This window comes from Campylobacter concisus (genome assembly GCF_002914005.1).
Classification (GTDB): domain Bacteria; phylum Campylobacterota; class Campylobacteria; order Campylobacterales; family Campylobacteraceae; genus Campylobacter_A; species Campylobacter_A concisus_N.
In genome coordinates this window covers 1-19,792 of record NZ_POZU01000085.1, presented here as the reverse complement: position 1 = coordinate 19,792, position 19,792 = coordinate 1, and the positions used below count along the sequence as shown (strand labels likewise).

At 35.5% G+C, this 19,792-nt stretch carries 26 protein-coding genes and 1 pseudogene; 9 read left to right on the top strand and 18 right to left on the bottom strand.

Going from position 1 to position 19,792, the window contains the following annotated elements; genetic code table 11:
- The first annotated feature begins 2 nt into the window (after positions 1-2).
- From CYP54_RS09505 to CYP54_RS10235, 7 genes and pseudogenes are all read left to right on the top strand, one after another.
- Complete coding sequence (locus tag CYP54_RS09505) at positions 3-560, top strand: hypothetical protein (protein ID WP_258033734.1); 558 nt, start codon at positions 3-5, stop codon at positions 558-560.
- The gene (locus tag CYP54_RS09500) at positions 560-1,567 is read left to right on the top strand and encodes an L-seryl-tRNA selenium transferase (protein ID WP_103605053.1); all 1,008 of its coding nucleotides are present in this window, start codon (positions 560-562) and stop codon (positions 1,565-1,567) included. Before CYP54_RS09505 ends, CYP54_RS09500 begins: the two co-directional genes overlap by 1 nt.
- On the top strand, positions 1,564-1,896 hold the full coding sequence (locus tag CYP54_RS09495; protein ID WP_103605052.1) for a hypothetical protein: 333 nt from the start codon (positions 1,564-1,566) through the stop codon (positions 1,894-1,896). Before CYP54_RS09500 ends, CYP54_RS09495 begins: the two co-directional genes overlap by 4 nt.
- Positions 1,883-2,512, top strand: coding sequence for a type III pantothenate kinase (locus CYP54_RS09490; protein ID WP_085658059.1), 630 nt, complete (start codon positions 1,883-1,885; stop codon positions 2,510-2,512). The genes CYP54_RS09495 and CYP54_RS09490 overlap by 14 nt, the downstream gene beginning before the upstream one ends.
- Entirely contained in the window at positions 2,509-3,117 is a 609-nt protein-coding gene (gene hisG, locus CYP54_RS09485; RefSeq protein WP_103605051.1) for an ATP phosphoribosyltransferase, read from the top strand. Before CYP54_RS09490 ends, hisG begins: the two co-directional genes overlap by 4 nt.
- A 130-nt stretch (positions 3,118-3,247) precedes the next feature.
- Positions 3,248-3,642: pseudogene (locus tag CYP54_RS10355) on the top strand (cytochrome c3 family protein).
- On the top strand, positions 3,639-3,782 hold the full coding sequence (locus CYP54_RS10235) for a NapC/NirT family cytochrome c (RefSeq protein WP_223155253.1): 144 nt from the start codon (positions 3,639-3,641) through the stop codon (positions 3,780-3,782). The pseudogene CYP54_RS10355 and the gene CYP54_RS10235 overlap by 4 nt, the downstream one beginning before the upstream one ends.
- Positions 3,783-4,399: 617 nt before the next feature.
- Here the strand turns inward: CYP54_RS10235 and CYP54_RS09470 are convergent.
- The 15 genes from CYP54_RS09470 to CYP54_RS09400 all read right to left on the bottom strand — a co-directional run bounded on the left by CYP54_RS09470 (position 4,400) and on the right by CYP54_RS09400 (position 15,833).
- Entirely contained in the window at positions 4,400-5,044 is a 645-nt protein-coding gene (locus tag CYP54_RS09470) for an ABC transporter ATP-binding protein (protein ID WP_103605050.1), read from the bottom strand.
- Positions 5,044-6,108: a translation elongation factor Ts gene (gene tsf, locus CYP54_RS09465; protein ID WP_103605049.1), complete on the bottom strand. Its 1,065-nt coding sequence runs from the start codon at positions 6,106-6,108 to the stop codon at positions 5,044-5,046. The genes CYP54_RS09470 and tsf overlap by 1 nt, the downstream gene beginning before the upstream one ends.
- Entirely contained in the window at positions 6,108-6,896 is a 789-nt protein-coding gene (rpsB, locus tag CYP54_RS09460) for a 30S ribosomal protein S2 (RefSeq protein WP_085658056.1), read from the bottom strand. The genes tsf and rpsB overlap by 1 nt, the downstream gene beginning before the upstream one ends.
- Positions 6,897-7,041: 145 nt before the next feature.
- On the bottom strand, positions 7,042-7,257 hold the full coding sequence (locus CYP54_RS09455) for an acetyltransferase (protein ID WP_021091731.1): 216 nt from the start codon (positions 7,255-7,257) through the stop codon (positions 7,042-7,044).
- A gap of 77 nt (positions 7,258-7,334) precedes the next feature.
- Positions 7,335-8,114 carry a DUF4198 domain-containing protein gene (locus CYP54_RS09450; protein ID WP_103605048.1) on the bottom strand — a complete coding sequence of 260 codons (780 nt, stop codon included), beginning with the start codon at positions 8,112-8,114 and terminating at the stop codon, positions 7,335-7,337.
- A gap of 144 nt (positions 8,115-8,258) precedes the next feature.
- Positions 8,259-8,990: a peptidoglycan editing factor PgeF gene (gene pgeF, locus CYP54_RS09445; protein ID WP_103605047.1), complete on the bottom strand. Its 732-nt coding sequence runs from the start codon at positions 8,988-8,990 to the stop codon at positions 8,259-8,261.
- A gap of 9 nt (positions 8,991-8,999) precedes the next feature.
- Positions 9,000-9,614, bottom strand: a complete 615-nt coding sequence (locus CYP54_RS09440) for a riboflavin synthase (RefSeq protein WP_103605046.1) — start codon at positions 9,612-9,614, stop codon at positions 9,000-9,002.
- 215 nt (positions 9,615-9,829) lie between these two features.
- Complete coding sequence (locus tag CYP54_RS09435) at positions 9,830-10,681, bottom strand: YwqG family protein (protein ID WP_103605045.1); 852 nt, start codon at positions 10,679-10,681, stop codon at positions 9,830-9,832.
- A gap of 10 nt (positions 10,682-10,691) precedes the next feature.
- Positions 10,692-11,546, bottom strand: coding sequence for a CbrC family protein (locus CYP54_RS09430; RefSeq protein WP_103605044.1), 855 nt, complete (start codon positions 11,544-11,546; stop codon positions 10,692-10,694).
- A gap of 192 nt (positions 11,547-11,738) precedes the next feature.
- On the bottom strand, positions 11,739-12,674 hold the full coding sequence (accA, locus tag CYP54_RS09425; protein ID WP_103605043.1) for an acetyl-CoA carboxylase carboxyl transferase subunit alpha: 936 nt from the start codon (positions 12,672-12,674) through the stop codon (positions 11,739-11,741).
- A gap of 1 nt (position 12,675) precedes the next feature.
- Positions 12,676-13,887 carry a beta-ketoacyl-ACP synthase II gene (locus CYP54_RS09420; protein WP_103605042.1) on the bottom strand — a complete coding sequence of 404 codons (1,212 nt, stop codon included), beginning with the start codon at positions 13,885-13,887 and terminating at the stop codon, positions 12,676-12,678.
- Between the two features lie 34 nt (positions 13,888-13,921).
- Positions 13,922-14,155: an acyl carrier protein gene (gene acpP, locus CYP54_RS09415; RefSeq protein ID WP_021091725.1), complete on the bottom strand. Its 234-nt coding sequence runs from the start codon at positions 14,153-14,155 to the stop codon at positions 13,922-13,924.
- A gap of 88 nt (positions 14,156-14,243) precedes the next feature.
- Positions 14,244-14,987, bottom strand: coding sequence for a 3-oxoacyl-ACP reductase FabG (gene fabG / locus CYP54_RS09410; RefSeq protein ID WP_021083753.1), 744 nt, complete (start codon positions 14,985-14,987; stop codon positions 14,244-14,246).
- Positions 14,988-15,044: 57 nt separating this feature from the next.
- On the bottom strand, positions 15,045-15,464 hold the full coding sequence (locus CYP54_RS09405) for a hypothetical protein (RefSeq protein ID WP_103605041.1): 420 nt from the start codon (positions 15,462-15,464) through the stop codon (positions 15,045-15,047).
- The gene (locus CYP54_RS09400; protein WP_258033731.1) at positions 15,465-15,833 is read right to left on the bottom strand and encodes an L-arabinose ABC transporter; all 369 of its coding nucleotides are present in this window, start codon (positions 15,831-15,833) and stop codon (positions 15,465-15,467) included.
- An 82-nt stretch (positions 15,834-15,915) separates the two neighbouring features.
- On the opposite strand from CYP54_RS09400, the gene CYP54_RS09395 reads away from it, so the two are divergent.
- Positions 15,916-16,437 carry an ATP/GTP-binding protein gene (locus CYP54_RS09395; protein WP_103605040.1) on the top strand — a complete coding sequence of 174 codons (522 nt, stop codon included), beginning with the start codon at positions 15,916-15,918 and terminating at the stop codon, positions 16,435-16,437.
- A 17-nt stretch (positions 16,438-16,454) separates the two neighbouring features.
- Here the strand turns inward: CYP54_RS09395 and CYP54_RS09390 are convergent, their stop codons facing one another.
- Positions 16,455-17,195 (bottom strand): EI24 domain-containing protein, encoded by a 741-nt coding sequence (locus CYP54_RS09390; protein ID WP_103605039.1) that lies wholly within the window; start codon positions 17,193-17,195, stop codon positions 16,455-16,457.
- Positions 17,192-17,887 (bottom strand): dUTPase, encoded by a 696-nt coding sequence (gene dut / locus CYP54_RS09385; RefSeq protein ID WP_103605038.1) that lies wholly within the window; start codon positions 17,885-17,887, stop codon positions 17,192-17,194. Before dut ends, CYP54_RS09390 begins: the two co-directional genes overlap by 4 nt.
- Before the next feature lie 129 nt (positions 17,888-18,016).
- Between dut and CYP54_RS09380 the strand changes: the two genes are divergently transcribed.
- Positions 18,017-18,205, top strand: coding sequence for a hypothetical protein (locus CYP54_RS09380; protein ID WP_103605037.1), 189 nt, complete (start codon positions 18,017-18,019; stop codon positions 18,203-18,205).
- Here the strand turns inward: CYP54_RS09380 and CYP54_RS09375 are convergent.
- Positions 18,202-19,792: bifunctional diguanylate cyclase/phosphodiesterase (locus CYP54_RS09375; RefSeq protein WP_103605036.1), on the bottom strand; the 1,591-nt coding region annotated here is incomplete at its 5' end. The two genes, CYP54_RS09380 and CYP54_RS09375, sit on opposite strands and share 4 nt — an antisense overlap.

The following is a 19,792-nucleotide window of genomic DNA, read 5'->3' as shown; positions in this document are numbered from 1 at the left end:
CTATAAAAGAAGATCTAACACAGATAAAACAAGAGATTGGTGCTCAAGAACAGTTTTTAGAAAGCATGATCAAAGGTGAGCGTTTCTTTAGAAAGTATAAAAAATTTATGATAATTGCTATTATTGTTGCCGTAATTGCAATTATTGGATTTTATTCGAACAAAATAATAAATGATAATAGAATTGAAGATGCGAATTTGGCTTACTCAAAGCTCATTTTAAATCCGAACGATGCAAACGCCTTAAGCATTTTAAAAGAAAAAGAACCAAATTTATATGCACTTTTTTCACTTCAGCAAAAGCTTGATAAAAATGAGACAAATGGCATTAGCGAGCTTGCAAATTTAAAAGTAAATCCTATAGTAAAAGATATCATTCTTTCACAAAATGGTAATGCAAACACTCAAATTTTAAGCGAATATAGCACACTTTTAAAAGGTTTTGAGCTTTTAAAACAAAACAAAATCAAAGAAGCAGATGATGAGTTTGATAAAATTTCACTCGACTCTCAACTTCAAACTTTAGTTAAAAATTTAAAACACTATCAGGGAATAAAATAATGAAAAAAATTACTCTTTTCTTGGCTTTTGCCTTGGCTTTAGTTTTAAGCGGATGTGGCACAAAAAGACAATATTTCGAGCCAGCTCAAACCTCTGGCAAAATTTCTTTGTCAAAAGATATGCCATCTTATATCAAATCAGCAAATGCAAATGGTGCCACTCTTGATAACGGCAATATTATCACCAAAAACGGCCTAAATACAAACATTAAGTTGCCTGAAAATTTTAATTTCTTAAATGAAAACAACGGCTTTATCATCTCAGCTAGTATAAATGGCGATCTAAATGTGACAGATCCTAGCGGACGTAGCGTTTATAGCAATAAATTTCCAACAGCAATCGTTGCTGCTTCTCTTGACCAAAACCTATTAGCAGCTATCAGCGTGGCAAACCACATCTATCTAATAGACATAAATACCGCAACAACAATAATGGAATATAGCTCGTCTAATATAGCAGCAGTTGATTCAAGGATCGTAGCACCATTTTTTATGAGCTCGCTTATCGTTTATCCAGCATTAGATGGCAAAATTTACATAGTACAAAAAGAGACTGGTAGAATTTTACGTGACGTGGTCGTAAGCTCTGAAAATTTCTTTAATAACATCATATTCTTAGGCGTTGAGGGTGATAACCTAATAGCGGCAACAGCGAAAAAACTAATCGTCATTAACCCAAACCAGACAGTTTATTATGACGGTGAGATCAAAGATGTACTAGTTAATAACGATGAAATTTATATCTTCAAAAAAGATGGTACGATCGTAAGAACAAATCTTATGCTAAAAGAGCAAAATAAAGTTAATTTCAAATTTGCCATCTTCTCAGCAGCTACTATTATAAATAACAAGCTCTACGTAATCGAAAAAACAGGCTACGTTATAAAAACAAATTTAGACCTCAGTGGAGCTGAAATTTATGAATTTAGCGATGAGATAAAAGATAAAAGCTTTATGGGCAATGGTGCCTTTTATTATGATAATGAGCTTGTTAATTTAGGGCAATGAACCAAAAAATTTGGGAGCTTTTTGAAGCCAGAAAAATCCTTTTAAAAGATATCAAAGCACTTAATACAAGTGAATTTAGTACAAAAAAGACGCTTGATATCTTTTGGGGAGTGGACAATAAGAGCTTTTATAATCTTGTCTTTTTAAGAACAGCAAAAAGTAGATTGCTACGTAAAGAGGCTTTGGAGCTTGAAGAAATTTCTAAAAAAATAGAAATGAAATTCCAAACAAACCTAAGAAAAAAAACTATATTTTATAGCTCTGGCATTTGTTCTAAAGCCTTAAAAGAACTACAAGATAATAATTGGCGATGTTATGATTTTGTGTAATATAGGCAATACTAACGCTACATTTTTAGAAGATGGCAAAATCTCACGTATGAAAATTTCTGAGTTTAAAAGCTATAAGCCAGAAAAAAAAGTATATTTTATATCCGTAAATGATGAAATTTTAAATCTTTTAAAAGATGATAAAATGTTTGTAAATTTAGAACCATTTTTTACTATTGATACGATATATCAGGGTCTAGGCGTAGATAGAATAGCTGCATGTTACTCTATAAATAATGGCGTAATCGTTGATGCTGGAAGCGCGATAACAGTTGACATTATGGCAAACTCTATCCATCTTGGAGGATATATCTTACCAGGCATTTCAAGTATGCTAAATGCCTACAAAAGTATCTCGCCACGACTTGATATCACTATAAATTCGCAAATTGACATAGATGCCCTACCACAAAAAACAGCCGATGCCGTGAGTTATGGCATTATTAAACCAATAATAACTCTACTAGATAAACTAGCTGGCGACAAAAAGGTCTATTTTACTGGTGGAGATGGCGACTTTTTGTCAAAATTTTTTAAAAACGCTATTTGCGACAAGATGCTAGTTTTTCGTGCCATGCAAAAGCTAATAACTGAAAAGAAAGATATGATAATATGATAACAGTAGCACTACCAAAGGGAAGAATAGCCGAGGCAACACTAGAAATTTTTAGAAAAATTTTTGGCTTAAGTTTTTTATTTGAAGATAGAAAACTAATCCTTGAAGAAGGAAATTTTAGATTTTTAATGGTTCGCAACCAAGATATCCCAACTTACGTCACTGAAGGTGCAGCTGATATCGGTGTAGTGGGGCTTGACGTACTTGAAGAGCATAAGCCAAACGTTGTAAGACTACTGGATTTAAAAATCGGACAGTGCAAAGTTTGCATTGGCATAAAAAACGACTCTGAACTAGATCTAAACCAGCCAGAGCTAAAAATAGCCACAAAAATGCCAAATATAACAAGAAATTATTTTACAAAACAAGCTGTAGCTGTAAAGATCATCAAGCTTTATGGCTCGATCGAACTTGCACCATTAGTTGGCTTAAGCGACGCAATAGTTGATGTAGTCGAGACTGGTTCAACCATGAAACAAAATGGGCTAAAGATTGCTGGTGATATCATACAAAGCTCAGCTTATCTAATAGCAAATAAAAATAGCTTTATCATTAAAAAAGATGAGATTTTAGAGCTTTATAAAAAAATCAAAGAAGAGATTTAAGGTTCTTCTCTATTATCATAAAGTATAAAAATTTCTCTAATTATAAAGTCCGACTATTCGCTTATAAATTCTTTTAGAATAATGCATTGGTAGTCACTGGCACACTTTTTATATTAATTTATCTTAATAGATTGGTACTGACATACCAAAGAGCGATCTAAATATTACAAAAATAGTAGTTTCTGACTAGCTAAGAGCTAGGCATAATCTAAAGCCTCATCACGAACATTTAAGCTTTGATTGCAATTAATTACCATCAAAATCAAGGCGATAATCCTAGCAAATTTAAAGAGATCGGTGATAATGGCTTCTTATCCTGTCATAAGAGTAAAAAGCTCTTAGCTGATGGACTAAAATTTATGGATACTCTAAAAGCAAATCCTCACAACTCAGTTCACAAATGATCCAACTTTATACTGTGATGAGTGCCACGAGTATGAAATTTCACAATGGATAAGGACCATAAAAATTTCAAAGAAATTATTATCACTTACAATCTTTATAAGTAAAATTTTGGATTTATAGTTGTTTTACCAGTTCATTATGCACTTAAAGAAACAAGTGAAGATAAATTCTGTGTAGTTTGCCATGAGATGGATCCTATGGTAATTGCTTACAATGATGATATTCATAGTGGTAAAGGTAAAACATCACATACCGTATGACAAGATCGCAAAATATACTCTAACGAAGGCAAAATGGTATTTTAGAGGACTGGGAACATTTCTTTGGTGATCATGATGTGATTGATTGGCATAAGAATCTCAAAAACTGCGAGTATTTCGTATTTAAAAATGGTTACACTAGCTGCCATGCAAATACGATAGGTAGCAATAAAATATCAGCACGAGCTCAAAAGATGTATACTCACTATAAAAAAATTCTTGGCAGTGACAAAAAACTAAAATTTGTAAGTTGCCACTATGAAGCAGGACATAGCGCTAGCTTTAGAAATTATCTTGAGTACTGAAGCCAACATATAAATTTTATGAGAAGAATATACTAGAGCAAAAGATCAACGATAAGAAAAATTCTTCAAAGATGAATATAAACCTACAAAAGAGGAAGAGAAATTTTTAAAATAAAAAGTTGATAAAGATGCTCAAAAAAACAGCTGGTGGTATGACTGGATAAGTCTAAATTTTCTATTCATTAGACAAGCGATTTAAGTTTGCTTGTTTCTACTTCTTGCATAAAGCTTTTTAATAAAAATTTATACTATAAATTGATTAAATTTACAAATATACTAAAAGATAAAATAGTAAATTTTAGTTTTTAAAATTTAAGAAATTTGCACAAGCTCTTTGTTCACAAGCTTGTATGAGCTATCGCATTTTGCGGCTAGATCGTTGTCATGAGTAACTAGCACAAGGGCAGCTTTATTTTCATTTACATAGTCAAACAAAACTTGCATCACTTCATTTGCTGTTTGCTTATCAAGGTTGCCCGTTGGCTCGTCTGCAAAGATGATCTTTGGCTTTTTGGTAAGCACTCTAGCGATACTAACACGTTGCTGCTGACCACCGCTTAGCTCACCAACTTTTTGATTTATTACATTTGAAATTTTAAGCAACTCAAGCTCTTTTTCTTCTATTTTTTCGCCAGATAAGATGCTTGCAAGCTCAATATTTTCATAAGCACTAAATCCTTTAAAAAGATAATGCGACTGGAAAATAATGCCAAAATGAAGCCTTCTAATGGCCAAAAGCTCGTTTTGAGAAAGCTCATAGATAGATTTATCTTGATAGATGACCTCACCAAAATTTGGTTTCAAAAGCGTTGAAAGTATATGTAAAAGTGTTGATTTTCCACAACCGCTAACGCCGGTTATCGCAATGCTTTGTTTTTGATTGAGAGTTAAATTTATATTATTAAAGAGCGTATAATCATACGCAAAGCCCAGATTAGACGCTCTTAAAATTTCCATTAGCCTATTTGAGCAGCAACTTCTGCAGCAAAGTCATCTACTTTTTTCTCTAAGCCTTCGCCAAGTTCGAAACGAACGTATTTTACGATCTCGATCTTGCCGCCAAGCTCTTTGCTCTTCTCTTCGATAACTTGCTCTATAGTCTTTTTATCGTCCATTACATAAAACTGACCTAAAAGTGTAAGGCGTTGATCAAGCACTGTGTTATCAGCGTAAAATCTCTCGATCTTGCCAGGGATGATCTTGTCCCAAATTTTCTCAGGTTTGCCCTCAGCTTTTAGCTCTTCTTCGATCGCTTTAGTAGCTTTTGCAAGCTCAGCTTCGCCTATCTGGCAGCGGCTAGCATACTCAGGGATGTGATGAAGTGGCTTGCCTAGGCGTTTTAGCTCTTCATTTTCTTTTTCAAGCTCAGCGCGAAGTGCGATAAATTCTTTCTCAACAAAATCTTTATCAAGATCTTTGTAGCTTATAACGCTTGGCTTCATAGCAGCTGCATGCATACATAAATTTCTTATAAATTCAGCTGCTTTGTTTGCAACTTCAGCACTTTCGCAAGCTGCACCGATAAGTACACCAACGCGACCATTTGAGTGAACATAGCCATTTACTACACCCTTATTATCAGCGCTAATAGTCTCAAAGCGACGAACTACAAGGTTTTCACCGATGGTTGCGATCTGAGTTTTGAAGTAATCTTCAAATTTAACACCATTTAAAGTGCTCGCATTTAGCTCCTCAACTGTTTTTATGCCACTTGATTGGATGTGAGCTGTTGCATCTTTTGCAAGTGCTTGAAACTGTGGGTTTCTAGCAACGAAGTCAGTTTCAGAGTTGATCTCGCTAATAGTTGCTTTTTTGCATTTTGAGCAAACTTCAACGCTTACTAAGCCCTCGCTTGCAAGGCGGTCAGCCTTTTTAGCAGCTTGGCCTAGGCCTTTTTCACGAAGGATGTCAACAGCTTTTTCCATGTCGCCATTTGCTTCGCCAAGTGCCTTTTTGCAGTCCATCATACCAGCTCCGGTTGATTCGCGGAGCTCTTTTACCATTTGTGCAGTTATTTCCATTACTCTTCGTCCTCGCCAAAGTCTTCTTCACTCATAGCCTCAGCTACAACTGCATCTTTCTCATCTTGGCTTACTTCTTCGCCAGCAGCTTGCTCGCCACCATCTTGCTCAAGAAGTGATTTTCCTTCATTGATCGCTTCAGCCATCTCTTGGCAGAAAAGCTGAACAGAGCGGATAGCATCGTCATTTCCTGGGATCGGATAGTCGACAACGTCAGGATCACAGTTTGTATCAATAGGTGCTACAACTGGAATTTTTAAACGATTTGCTTCTTGAACAGCGATCTTTTCTTTAACAGTATCAACAACAAATATCATATCAGGTAGGCTTTTCATATTGCGGATACCACCAAGAGTTGCGATAAGCTTCTCTTTTTTGCGGCGAAGCATCAAAGCCTCTTTTTTAGTTAGTAAATTTATCGAACCATCTTCTTCCATAGCCTCGATAACTTCTAGTTTGCGGATAGACTGGCGGATAGTACCAAAATTTGTCATCATACCACCTAGCCAGCGGTGATTTACATAAGGCATTCCACATTTTTCAGCGTACTCTTTTATAGCGTCGATAGCTTGTTTTTTAGTACCAACAAATAGCACTGACTTGCCTTCAGCAGCTGCGTCACGAACGATGTTGTAAGTGTAGCGGAAGTAGCGGATAGTCTTTTGTAGATCTATAATATAGATACCTTTTCTCTCGCCAAAGATAAATTTTTTCATCTTTGGATTCCAGCGGCGTGTTTGGTGACCAAAATGTACGCCACACTCTAATAAATCTCTCATAGTTACCATGAGTTTCTCCTTGTTTTAGGCATTTTGCCTTGAATTTAGTTTTATCCTCCACGACCATTAATGCTTTCGCACAACCAAATTTAGGATTGTCGTGTGTGAAATAAAGGGGGATTATACTTAAAATAATATGAATTTAAACTAAAGTTTATTTACTTAATTGTGAGTCTTCTTCGATTTTTATTAACTTAGCAAAAATTTCTGCCATTGCTTGCCTTTGTTCGGATGAAATTTCAAGCTTCTTAACATTTAAAAGAATGCTTACAAACTCCTCGTTTTGTAGTGTTTCTACGCCAAATTTTCTTGCGTTTGTAGTAATTTTTAGCACAAGAGGATTTTTTGATTTAAAGTTTTCGTAAGGCATTCTTTCTCTACTTTCAAAATTACAAAGCGATTATAAAAAATTTATAATAAATTCGAACTCAAATTTATATCAAACTTTTATTCTTTTATCTCAAAGCTAAGCGTCGTTTTTAACGTCTCTTTATCACACTTCGCAGCATCTGGATAAGGTCTTTCATAAATAACTTCAAATACCCAAAATCCTGGTCTTAGAGCTAATACTTCAGTGATGCCTTGCTCATCAGTCACACCATAAAATGCGTGCTTATGGTCTAAAAATCCAGCAAAAGTACCAGTTAGTTTAGCTCGCTTTAGCGGCTTTCCATCAGCAAAAACCTGCAATTTAAAAGGCTTATCTACTCTAAATTCTGCTGGGTTTTGTAGCGGTACGATCTCGATTTTAACTCCAACAGGTTTAGTTACGAAGCCATCTATTTCACCTAAATTTAAGACTCTTTTAGATGTTATCGTCATCAGCCGGCAAATCTGTATATCGCTTAGATCCTTTAGATCAAGCTTTGTTTTGTCTATTAGCCACTTGCCATCACTACGTTTTTTAAGCGAATACATAGGATTTTGCTGTGCTAGTAAGATATATGTGCCTTTGTCTAATATTTCGCCCTCATAGCGGTAGTTCTCGCCACTTTGTGTAAGCTTCTTTTTGCTACCATCTTTACTTATTACAGTAATTGACGCAAAAAGATGGACGCGTTCGGCCATAATAGGCTCTAGCTTTGGAAAATCGTCGCTATAACCCATGTTTGCGATAAATTTTCCTAGCTTTTCATTATTAGCTCCATCTACCCAAAACATGTGTGCTTGCACCATATAAAAGGCTCCTGTTAACATAACAGCGGTCAAAATTTTACCTATTTTCATGATTTTTCTTATTGTTATTTTTGAGATTCGATGTCAAATTGTAGCTAAAAATTATTATATTTAGCCATTTTTTAGATCAAATTAAATATCAAAACATTCAATACAATTTAGCGGGCAAATTTTAATAAAGCTAAAAATTTGCTTTTATTTTTTAGTATTTATCGATGTGGCTCTATTCATCACAAATCCGCAAAAACGCCCAGTCCTACTTTGTTTGCGGTATGAGAATAATTCATCTCTCTCAAAAGTACAACGAGGATCTAGCGATATTTGCTTTACTCCAAGCTTAGCAAATTCGTCTAATAAAGCTGCGTTTATATCAAATTTTCCATCTTTTTTATATCGGTTAAATTCACCAAGATCTAGCTTGCCTACTTCGTAGTTTTGCACTTTGATATTTGCGCCTATAAATACGCGTAAATTACTAGCGCGACAACCAAACTCACTCGTCATCAGTCCTACCGCATTTGTGCAAATTTTACTAGTAACACCTGCGCGTCCCGCATGCACAGCTGCGACTACGCCAAGATGTTCATCTATTATCAAAACAGGCGCACAGTCAGCGACTAAGACGCAAAGTGCTACGTCTTTTAATGATGTTATCACACCATCACACGGAGATAGGGTATCGTTAAAATCTTGCAAAATTTCCACTTTATTTGAGTGGATTTGGTTCATAAATTTTAAATTAACAGGCATAATGCCAAGAGCCGTTGCTAAAATTTCACGATTTTGTGCGACCTTTAGCGTATCATCGCCAACATGATCTGCTAAATTTAAGCTCTCATAAGCACCCTCACTCACACCGCCAAATCTATTTGTAAAGCCAGCTAATACGCCATTTTTATCAAAGACGATCTCTAAATTTTCACGCATTTTATCCACCTAATAAAGGCTAGAAATTCGCTCAACATCGTCCCAGCTAAGGCCACTATCTTGCTTGCAAAAAAGCTGCCTAGCCACGTATCGAGCCAAAAGATCGCTTTCGATATTTACGCGCCTGCCGACCTTAAAAGTGCCAAAAAGACTATCTCTAAAAGTGATTGGTATGATCGTAAGCCTTATACCATTTGGCAAAATTTCATTTATGGTTAGACTCACGCCCTCAACACCCACCGAACCTTTATTTGACATCAAGCTCATAGCATCGCGCGGCAAGTCGATGTAAAAATCAACCCCATTCTCATTCTTTCTGATATTTGAAATTTTACCAATAAAATCGATATGTCCTTGCATCAAATGCCCATCTACTCTGTCTCCTAGCTTCATCGCTGGCTCAATATGCACTCTTTCTTTTAAATTTTCAACCGCGATATTTGCCATACTCTCTGCACTTAACTCCACGCTAAAGCCATCTTCATGCAGTTTTATCACACTCAAGCAAGCACCATTTACAGCAATGCTATCGCCCAAATTTGGACGAAAATTTGCCTTTAGCCTTAAAATATTTTGTGAATAACTAACAACCTGTGCGATCTCACGGATCAAGCCATTAAACATATTTTGCCTTTAAAATTTTTAAGGATTTTACTAAATTTTGCCTAAATTTGGGCATTACCATCTTTGATTATTTTATATATTTAAGTAGATAGTAGTAGAAATGGCGGTGGAATTTTGACAATCGCACCAAGAATGCTAATAAAAATTTATTGTGTAACCCTAGTATAAAATTTCTCTATAAATTTTAATTTTTATCTTTTATAAATTTGGCAGCCTTAGCTCGTCTGCAAAACTAGCCATGCCTTGCTAAAATCGCGTGCTACCAGATCATCCCTCTTTATCCACAAATAAATTCTGCCCTCTCCGTCCCAGTCCATATCGCCCTCATCATCACTATCTATCTGTAAAAGTAGTTGCCACTGGGCAACATTTTTCTCAAATTCCGCTATTCTTGGGTGGTGATAAGTGCTACCATCACCACAACTAAGTCCATTTGCAACCAGCTCACACTCTAGCTCCATACCATCTTGAACATTATCAGAGTGTCCAAGGAGCTTATTTTCTTTAGCCTGCCAGCTTGGTTCAATAACCTCATGATAGGCCTCCCACTCAGCTTCACTAATTTTACTAAATGGCACAATCGAGCTTTGTAAATTTGGCAAATTTATCTCATTTTCAAAGCTAAGCAAGCGTGCGTTAAATGTAGAATTTTCTCCCTCTAAGCTCTCCGCTCTCCTACGAGAAAGTGGCCCATGATTTACATCAGAAAAGATCACTGCAAAGCCGTTTTTATCGGCAGGATCATAGCCCCAAACACGCAAATTTCTATCATAAAAGAGATAGAGCATTCCGCTTTTTGGCAGTAGTGAGTCAATGTCAAATTTGCTAGCTTCAGCAAAATTTATCTGTGCCACAAAACTTAAAGCGCCATTTTCATTTGAAGGCCACGATAAACCATCTGGCAGATCTGGCGAGCCGCCAAATTTAGACGCTCCAATGGCGATATCATCGTCATTTTTAGCTTGCACATCTATCCTTATGGCATTTCTTGCTAGTGGCGATAAGAGTTTAAAAAGTTCATCCAGCCCACGTTCTTTACAACCTTTAGAAATTTTTACAATATCCATATTTTCCTCTTTAACAAGCATCAACGTATATATGATACTTCTTACAATGCAAACAACGAAACAAATATCCAGCAATATCGCCAGCTTTAACAAGATGTTCGCGTAGCATTTTATCGTCGTATTCGGCTCTTTTTGTGTAGTCCTCAAAGACCTCGTCTGCTATACCCATTTCTTCAAGCTCTCTTGTACCAATGTCACCTAAAAATTCGCAATAATCATCACAACAAACTATCCAATGCTCGCCCTGCCAGCTCTCGTAGCCCGGGGTTCTTCTAAAAAGTTCGTCATCCCTTTTAGCATCACTTGTAGTTAGTTTGTCAGCATCTTGCACAAATGTTGCGTCAAATTTCTTAGCAGCCTTACCACTAGAAATACAAGTAGGACAAAGATACGAAATATCCTGCTCGCAATAAATGCTACCGTTATAATAAACTTCAGTATCTTTGCCACAACACTCACACACTATGTTCATATCATCTTTAAATGCGCCAGTTTTTAAAGGATTGGGATGGTAGATAAATTTTGGTAACGTGATAGCTTTATCTTTTTGAGCCAAAATTTGACCTCTACTTTTTGGGCGAGGCAACGCCCATTTATCATTTTCGTCAATGAATTGCACTAGATAGCCAAGTGCCTTTAGCTGCTTTTTATCACTTTTGTCATGTATTTTTAAAAGTAAGTCGTAAGCACTCTTTCTCATAGATAAAAGCTGATAAACATCGACTAAAACATACTTTGCGCAAATGTCATCACAATTTTCCAACTCTTCTTTAAACTGATAGAGTGCCTCAATGCTAGAAGCATTGCCATTATTTTTATAATATTCTTTTGAAAGAGTGATATATTTTTCTTGGAATTTATTCATTAATATTCTTTATGTGGATTTGATGTTAACAATTTTAGTGTTTAAATCTTAAAGATATAAAAGCTAGTATAAAAATTATGGCTATTAAAGCGATTAAATTTATATTGATTTTTAAATTGTTTTAGTATTTTAGTAAATGATGCCACAAACAAATTTGATAAGTATTCTTATAAAATTGTTGTGACTATAAATTTATTCTTCAAATGCTCCGATAGAGAGAATTTTTTCTATTCTTTTTGCTACAAGATCATTTATATCAAGCTTTTCAAGCTCAGCTAGCTCTGAGATAAAATAATTTGCAAGTGTTTTTGCAGCACCATCTTTATCTCTATGGGCTCCATTTATCGGCTCATCTATAACAGCATCAATCAGTGATAGACTTTTTAAATCATCAGCTGTTATTTTCATAGATTTTGTAGCTTGTTCCTGTTTAGCTGGATCATTCCAAAGTATCGCTGCACAGCCTTCTGGTGAAATAACTGAAAACACAGAATTTTTCATCATAGCAAGTCTATCAGCCACACCAATAGCTAATGCGCCACCACTTCCACCTTCGCCGATAACAACAGCAATTATTGGAGTTTTTAAATTTGCAAACTCAAATAAATTTCTAGCTATAGCTTCGCTTTGTCCTCGCTCTTCAGCTCCAACACCTGGATATGCGCCTGGAGTGTCTATCAAAAACAAGATAGGTAGATTAAATTTCTCAGCCATTTTTGCAACTCTAAGAGCCTTGCGATAACCCTCAGGATGAGGCATACCAAAATTTCTTCTTAATTTGTTTTTAGTGCCACGGCCTTTTTGCTCGCCTATAACGACAGTCTTTTTGCCTCCGATATAGCCGATGTAGCAGACTATCGCTGGATCATCTCTAAATGCTCTATCTCCATGAATCTCATATCCATCAATCAAAAACGCATTAATATAATCAATAGAATATGGTCTATCTGGATGACGAGCAAGTTGCAAACGTTGATATTCGTTTAAATTTTTATATATTTTTGATATCTCTTTAGATAAATTCTTATTTAAAATTTCAACAGCATGTTCATCGCCTCTGATCTTAGCATTTGCTATATCTTCATCAATTTGCTTTATGCTTTTTTCAAAATCTAAATAATTTGACATCTTAATCCAACTTTTTAAATATCACGACGCCATTTGTGCCACCAAAGCCAAATGAGTTGCTCATAACAGCTTTTATATCAGCTTTTCTAGCTTTATTTGGAACGTAGTCTAGATCGCACTCTGGATCAGGAGTTTCGTAGTTTATTGTTGGAGGGATAATACCATCTCTCATTGCCATTATAGATATAACAGCCTCGATCGCACCAGCACCACCTAGACAGTGTCCGGTTTGACCTTTTGTTGAGCTAACTGGTGGGCACTTATCACCAAAAACTGCTTTTAGTGCCGCAGTCTCATTCTTATCATTTACAGGTGTTGAAGTACCGTGCGCATTTACATAATCTATCTTTACACCTTTTGCCATATCAAGTGCTTGTTTCATCGCACTTAATGGGCCTTCAAGTGTTGGTGATGTGATATGGTGTGCATCTCCACTCTCACCAAATCCAACCACTTCAGCATAAATTTTAGCTCCTCTTGCAACAGCTGACTCATACTCTTCAAGTACTAATGCGCCAGCACCTTCGCCCATTACAAAACCATCACGATTTGCGTCAAATGGCCTTGAAGCCTTGCTTGGCTCATCATTTCTAGTTGATAGTGCTTTCATGGCAGCAAAACCGCCTATTCCAACACCACAAATCGTAGACTCAGCTCCAATAACTAGCATATTTGTAGCTTGGCCAATCATAATGCATTTTGCTGCTTGAGATATTGCATGAGTACTTGCTGCACATGCTGTTACGCTAGACAAATTTGGACCCTTAAGTCCGTGATTTATAGAAACTATGCCACCTAACATATTTACAAGTGCCGATGGAATAAAAAATGGTGAGATTCTCTTTACACCTTTTTCAAAGTATGTAATTGAATTTTTTTCAATATTTGGCAAACCACCTATGCCAGCTGCCGAGCTAACGCCAAATTTATGAGCATCAAACTCTTTAAAATTCGCATCAGCCATAGCTTCATTAGATGCTTTTATGCCAAGCTGTATGAAACGATCTACTTTTTTCACCTCTTTGCCGTCTAAAATGCTATTCGGATCAAAATCAGTTATCTCGGCAGCAATTTTAACAGGAAAGTCACTTACATCAAAGCTTGTGATCTCTTTCACACCTGTTTTACCCTCGCAAATAGCCTTAAAAGAACTCTCTTTGTCAAGGCCAAGTGCGTTTATCATGCCTATACCAGTTACAACGACTCGTTTCAATACATCTCCTTAAATCAAACTGTGTAAATTTTAATTATTTACCTAGTTTTTCTATATAATTTACAACGTCTTGAATGCTTATTAATTTCTCTGCTTCACTATCAGGAATTTCTACTTCAAATTTTTCTTCTAAAGCCATAACTAGCTCTACAACGTCAAGTGAATCAGCACCTAAATCTTCGATGATTTTAGACTCTAATTTTACTGCTTGTGGATCTACGCTTAGTTGCTCTACAACTACGTCTCTTACGTCTTCAAATACTGCCATTTTAAGGTCTCCTTATAAAAAATGTCTGTTATCTTATAATATTTACGCTTTTATTTATTTTAAATTTCAAAACTTGTCTGAAATTTACCTACATATAAAGTCCGCCATTTATTTTTAGCGTCTCTCCAGTTACGTAGCTTGCGTGATCGCTTAGTAAAAATGCAACAGCCTCAGCTACTTCACTAGCACTGCCAAAACGTTTTAGCGGAATGTTATCGCTATAAGTTTTCTTCACCTCATCACTTAGCCCATGTGTCATATCAGTCTCGATAAAGCCTGGAGTTACGCTGTTAAAGCGGATATTCCTACTTGCGCCCTCTTTTGCAAAACTCTTACTCATAGCAATCAGTCCGCCTTTGCTTGCTGAATAGTTTACCTGACCAGCATTTCCCATCTCACCAACGATAGAAGCGACGTTTACGACCGCTCCAAAGCGTTTTTTGCTCATTACTTTTAAAGCCTCTCTACATCCGATGAAAGCTGAAGTTAAATTTGCATTTATCACATCTGTAAATTCACTAGTTTTCATGCGAAGAGCTAGTTTGTCATTTGTGATGCCAGCGTTATTTACGAGGTAGCTTAGCTCACCGTCGCTATCGACTATCAAATTTATACCTTTTATAAACTCATCTTCGTCTGTTGCGTCAAATTTTATTACAGCAGCCTTGCCGCCATTTTGCTCGATCTCAGCCTGCAAAGCGTCTGCTATCTCAGGCTTTGAGCGGTAGTTTATCCACACTTTTAAGCCCATATTTGCAAGCGTCTTTGCGATCTGTGCACCGATACCTCTGCTTGCACCTGTTATTAGCACGTTTTTTCCGCTAAATTTCATAAATTCTCCTTATTTTTTCTAATTTTTTAATGATTGTAGCTTATATAAGCTTAACGTCTAAATTTTGCCACCTTTTTCCCATTTTACTTTCTTGCCAAAACCAAGAACATTGCTTGTAAATTTTAGTTTTTCAAGATTTATACACCAAATTTTTGGATCCATTGCCTTTGCGTAAAAAAATCTTTTAAAGTAAATTTCTCGCTCACTTGCGCTAGCCTCTCTCATCACCCCTTGAAACTGCACACCCTCTATCTTGCCAACAATCTTCGTATCAAGAGCGATGGTGCCAGCAACGAGCTTTGAGTTTTTTAAAAATTTGATATGTGAGCTCTCATCAGAGCTAGCCAGCAAAAGGCAAAAATTTAGCTCATCAAAGGCGTAAAATGCGCTAAAAGCGTAAGGCTGACCCTCATCATCAATAGCGCAGACACTTGCAAGATGCATCTTTTTTAAAAATTTTACTATCCTCTCATCCATCTAAATTCCCCTAAAAATGTCAAGAATGGCTTGAAATTTAAAGATGACTACGGCGATTATCAGCACCCAAAGCGTAAAAATAATGAACTCTATTATAGTAAATTTATCTTTTGCAACTTTTTTAAAAACAAGCATCATTAAAAATGCTCCTAAAAAGCCACCAATTAGCGAAAAATAGTGGATCGCATTTACCTTTACGAAGCTTGGCAAAAGCCCTTTAAAAAATAGTGAAAACATTAAAATTGAGAGTAAATTTGCAAGTATCAAGTAGTAGCCAACGACTGGCAAAACAGGCCAAAGCTTAGCAAAAACGAAGCTTAAAACAGTGATAAGCATCAGTAAAAAAACCCTAGTCCCAAAACAACACATCGCCGTCCTTTTTGGCATATTTTACAAAATTTTGCTTTATGAATTTAAAAATTTGCCGATTTAGCTCCAAAAGGATTTAAAAATGCAAACAAATTTTTACTCTCAAGGAAGCTACAACAACATGAGCTTTTCGATGAAAACTAGCTCAGGCGATGAGATAAGCTTTTCGATGTATGATAACAAAAGTTTGGAGTTTTCAAGCCAGAAAAATGGCACTTCTAGCCAAAGAAGTCTAACTCTAACCCACGAATACGGCTATGAGTTTTTATATAAAGGAAACGGCATAGACGAGCAAGATATGAAAGAGATCGAAGAGGCGATGAAGCAAATTCGTCCACAAGTTGATGAATTTATGAAAAATGTCAAAGAGGGCGACAAGATCGCTGGCAGCAGCCAAAGCATAAGTGAGCTTTCTAACAAGATCAAACAAATGCTGCCTGAGCCAAAAGATCTAAATCACAAGAATTTCATAAATGACAATATGCTAAAAATGTTTGACGAGCTTCTAGCTCAAAATAATGCGAACAAAAATCTACTAAGTGCGACAAAAAGGCTATTTGATACTTTGCTTGATGAGAGCAATAAACTATCTTACTACGCGTAAATTAGGGCCTTTTGGCTCTAAATTTTTATCAGTGCTTCTCTTTGATAAAAGAGGTGCGACAAGACTATCACAAAATAAAGCTGAAAAAATAGCCCAACAAGCGGCACAAGCGATATTAGATAAAACAAAAATGTAAAAGCTACAAATTTTATCCCACCACCCTCAAGAAGAGCTAGCTCAAATTTCTCGCTATCAAGTGTATTTGAGCCAACGTCTATTAGTAAAAGTTTATAGTAGATGTAAAAAAATGGCACGTTTATGATGAAGAAATTTAAAACCGGCACAAACAAGAGCGGTAAGCAAACGAGCAAGATTCCAAGAAATTTCATGATCTCAACCATCATCACCTTTAGCACTCTAGCCGTACTAGCCTCGCTTTTAAGCACGTAGTTGTAGTGCCTTTTGTTTATCTCTTTGGCCACAACTGGAGTTAAAAAGCCGGCTACAATTAGGGCGATTATTATGCTGATAATTATCGTTAAAAAGGTGCTTAAAACGTAAAAAAGTATGCTTATGATCCATTTTGTGGCACTAAAGCTTAAAATTTTAATAGCTATAAAAGAGAGCGTCGAGTTTGGCTCTAAAAAGGCAAAATTTTCGTTTTTAGCACTATCACTTAAAAGATCAAATATCTCACCGCCACCCCAGATCGTAAGCCATGCAAGACTAAAAATGCTAAGGCAAAGTGGCAAGATGGATAGCGCTATAAATTTGGCTGTAAAAAAATCTTTAAAGCCAAGGCGAAGAAGGTTTATCATTTCACCTTTTTATATTCATGCTCAAGTGCTGCGTAAATTTCATCGATCTTGCTAACACCATTTGACAAAATTTCACTCATCACTTCATTATCTTCGCGTCCGTTCCAATTTTTCTTATAGCTGCCTTCTTTATAGCCATTATTTTGGCGGAAGCGATTTAGCACGTTTTTAGCGATGTAGCACTCATAAAGTGAGTATAAATTTACGCCACATTTTAAAGACATAGAGAAGTAAATTTTTAAAATATCAAATATATCGTAGTCAAACCCGCTACACTCATGTATAAGCATTTCAACGTCATTCATTATCTCATAAATACTCTCATCTTCGATCTTTAGTGGCTCTTTGCAAAACTCACTAAAACCACTTGATTGGCAAATATCATCAGCTAAAGTTTCTATATCCCCAAGCTGTTTTGATTTATAAATTTGCAAAGCTAGACTCATAATAAAGTGCCAAATATCGACAACTTCTATGCGTAAATTTTGTTCATCAGTCTTTGCATCGATGCTCTTCCAGTGTTTCCATGCAAAGCTATCAATCAGTTCAGCGCACTCCATATATATGCAGCGCTTCCAGCTGATTAATTTATTTTTATTAGTATAACCATTTTCCCACCCAAGCCCATTTGTCTCATCATTTAGGCTTTGCTGCATCTTTAACATCTCTAAAATAATCGTTCTTTCATTCATTTTAGGCCTTTTAAAATTTTAAAGGATTATAACAAAAAATTATTAAATGCCACGAGGCAAGCTTGACTTAAATCATTTTATGTATAAAATTTAGGAGCTAAAATAAGCAAAAATTTCAAAGGAGAAAAAATGAGAGAAAAAGATCTAGTGGTTTGCAATGTTTGCGGACTAAAAAGCAATGATGATACAAATGCGGTTTTTATCCACGCTCATAAAAATGGTGAAGAAGTTGATATCTGCACCAGTTGTGTTCCAAGCGTAATCCATGGCTCAGGCATGGTCGTAAAATCAAACGAAGAGATAAAGGCTGAAATTTAAACCTTAGCTATCATTTGAGGATCTTGTCTTACAAGGTCTTCAAATTCTTTTGCACTCATAGGACGAGATAAGAAAAGTCCTTGCACTTCATTACAATCAAGCTCTTTTAAGAAACGAATGTCTTCTTCTTTTTCTATGCCTTTTGCACCAACTTTTATCTTCATTGCCTTTGCTAAATCAATAATTGCAGATACGATTTGTGCATCTATTTTGCTATTTGATGCTTGAGCAACAAATTCACTTGCTATTTTTATACGCTTAACACCGTACTTTCTAATATAAATAAATGAAGTATATCCAGAGCCAAAATTATCTATACAAACATCTATATTATTTTCTTTAAGAATAGAAAAAATTTTATCAAGCGTTTTAGAATTATTTGTCCATATTTCTTCGCCAAATTCTATTTCAAAAAGCTCTAGATTTATATGGTGCGAGCGTAAGCTAGAAACAAAATCTAAAACAAATTTTTCTGATTTACTTTGAATCTGCGCAACATTTATACTTATTTTTGGTATCAAGAGTTTTTCTTTTTGCCATCTATCTACATACTCTATAGTCTTTGAAACTAAAAGCGAGCAAATATCGTTTAAGATATCACTATTTATATTGACCTCTTTCATAAATTTACTTGCTTCCATCAAGCCAAATTTTTCTGATTTCCAATATAAAAAAACCTCTGCGCAGATCATTTTTTCGATTTTTAGATCAAATATTGGTTGAAAATATACATGAAGGTCTTCTTGCAAATTAGCTTTTTTTAGCGCGATCTCGATGCTTGAGCTTAGGTGCATTTCATTGCTAATTTTATCGCTATAAACCATAGGATTTAAAGCTGGATTTTTCTTGGCGTAATACATTGCCATATCTGCATTTTTTATAATATTTCTTGGATTTGCCGTGCTATTTTTTGTTGCTACGTCTATGCCTATTATACACTTAAGCCCAAAGTGATATCTATCTATTTGAATTGGCTTTTCAATAGCATCTTTTAAGGCAATACCAAGATTTAAGCGTTTTGTATGACTATTTATCTCCATTTTTGCTAGTACGATAAATTCATCCGCACTAATCCTTGCTATGGCCTCTTGTCTATTGCAAACTTCAAGTATCCTTTTTGCAACTAGTTTTAAAATTCTATCGCCTATTTCATGCCCATAAGATGTATTTATACTTTTAAAACGGCTTAAATTTATATAATAAACTGCGATTTCCTCATCTTCAGAAATGCTTTTACACATTCTCTCAAGCTCATTTACTATAAAATTTCTATTACCAAGATCTGTTAGATAGTCTTTCTCGGACATATCTTGAAGCCTTAAATTTGCGAGCATAAGTTCATTGGTCCGCTCATGCATCGACTTTTCCATCTCTCTATGAAGATTTCTCTCATAATCTAATATTTTTCTACTTGCAATAGAGCTTTTAACATAGTAATTAACAATAGCATTTACAACTAAAACAAAAAGTGAGATGAGTGCACTAAAAGATGTTAAATCTTCTTGTAATAGCAAAGGTAAAACTATTATTATTGGTAGCCATTTTGATCCTATTGAGATATCTTTATCAGTATTTGTAACATATTCG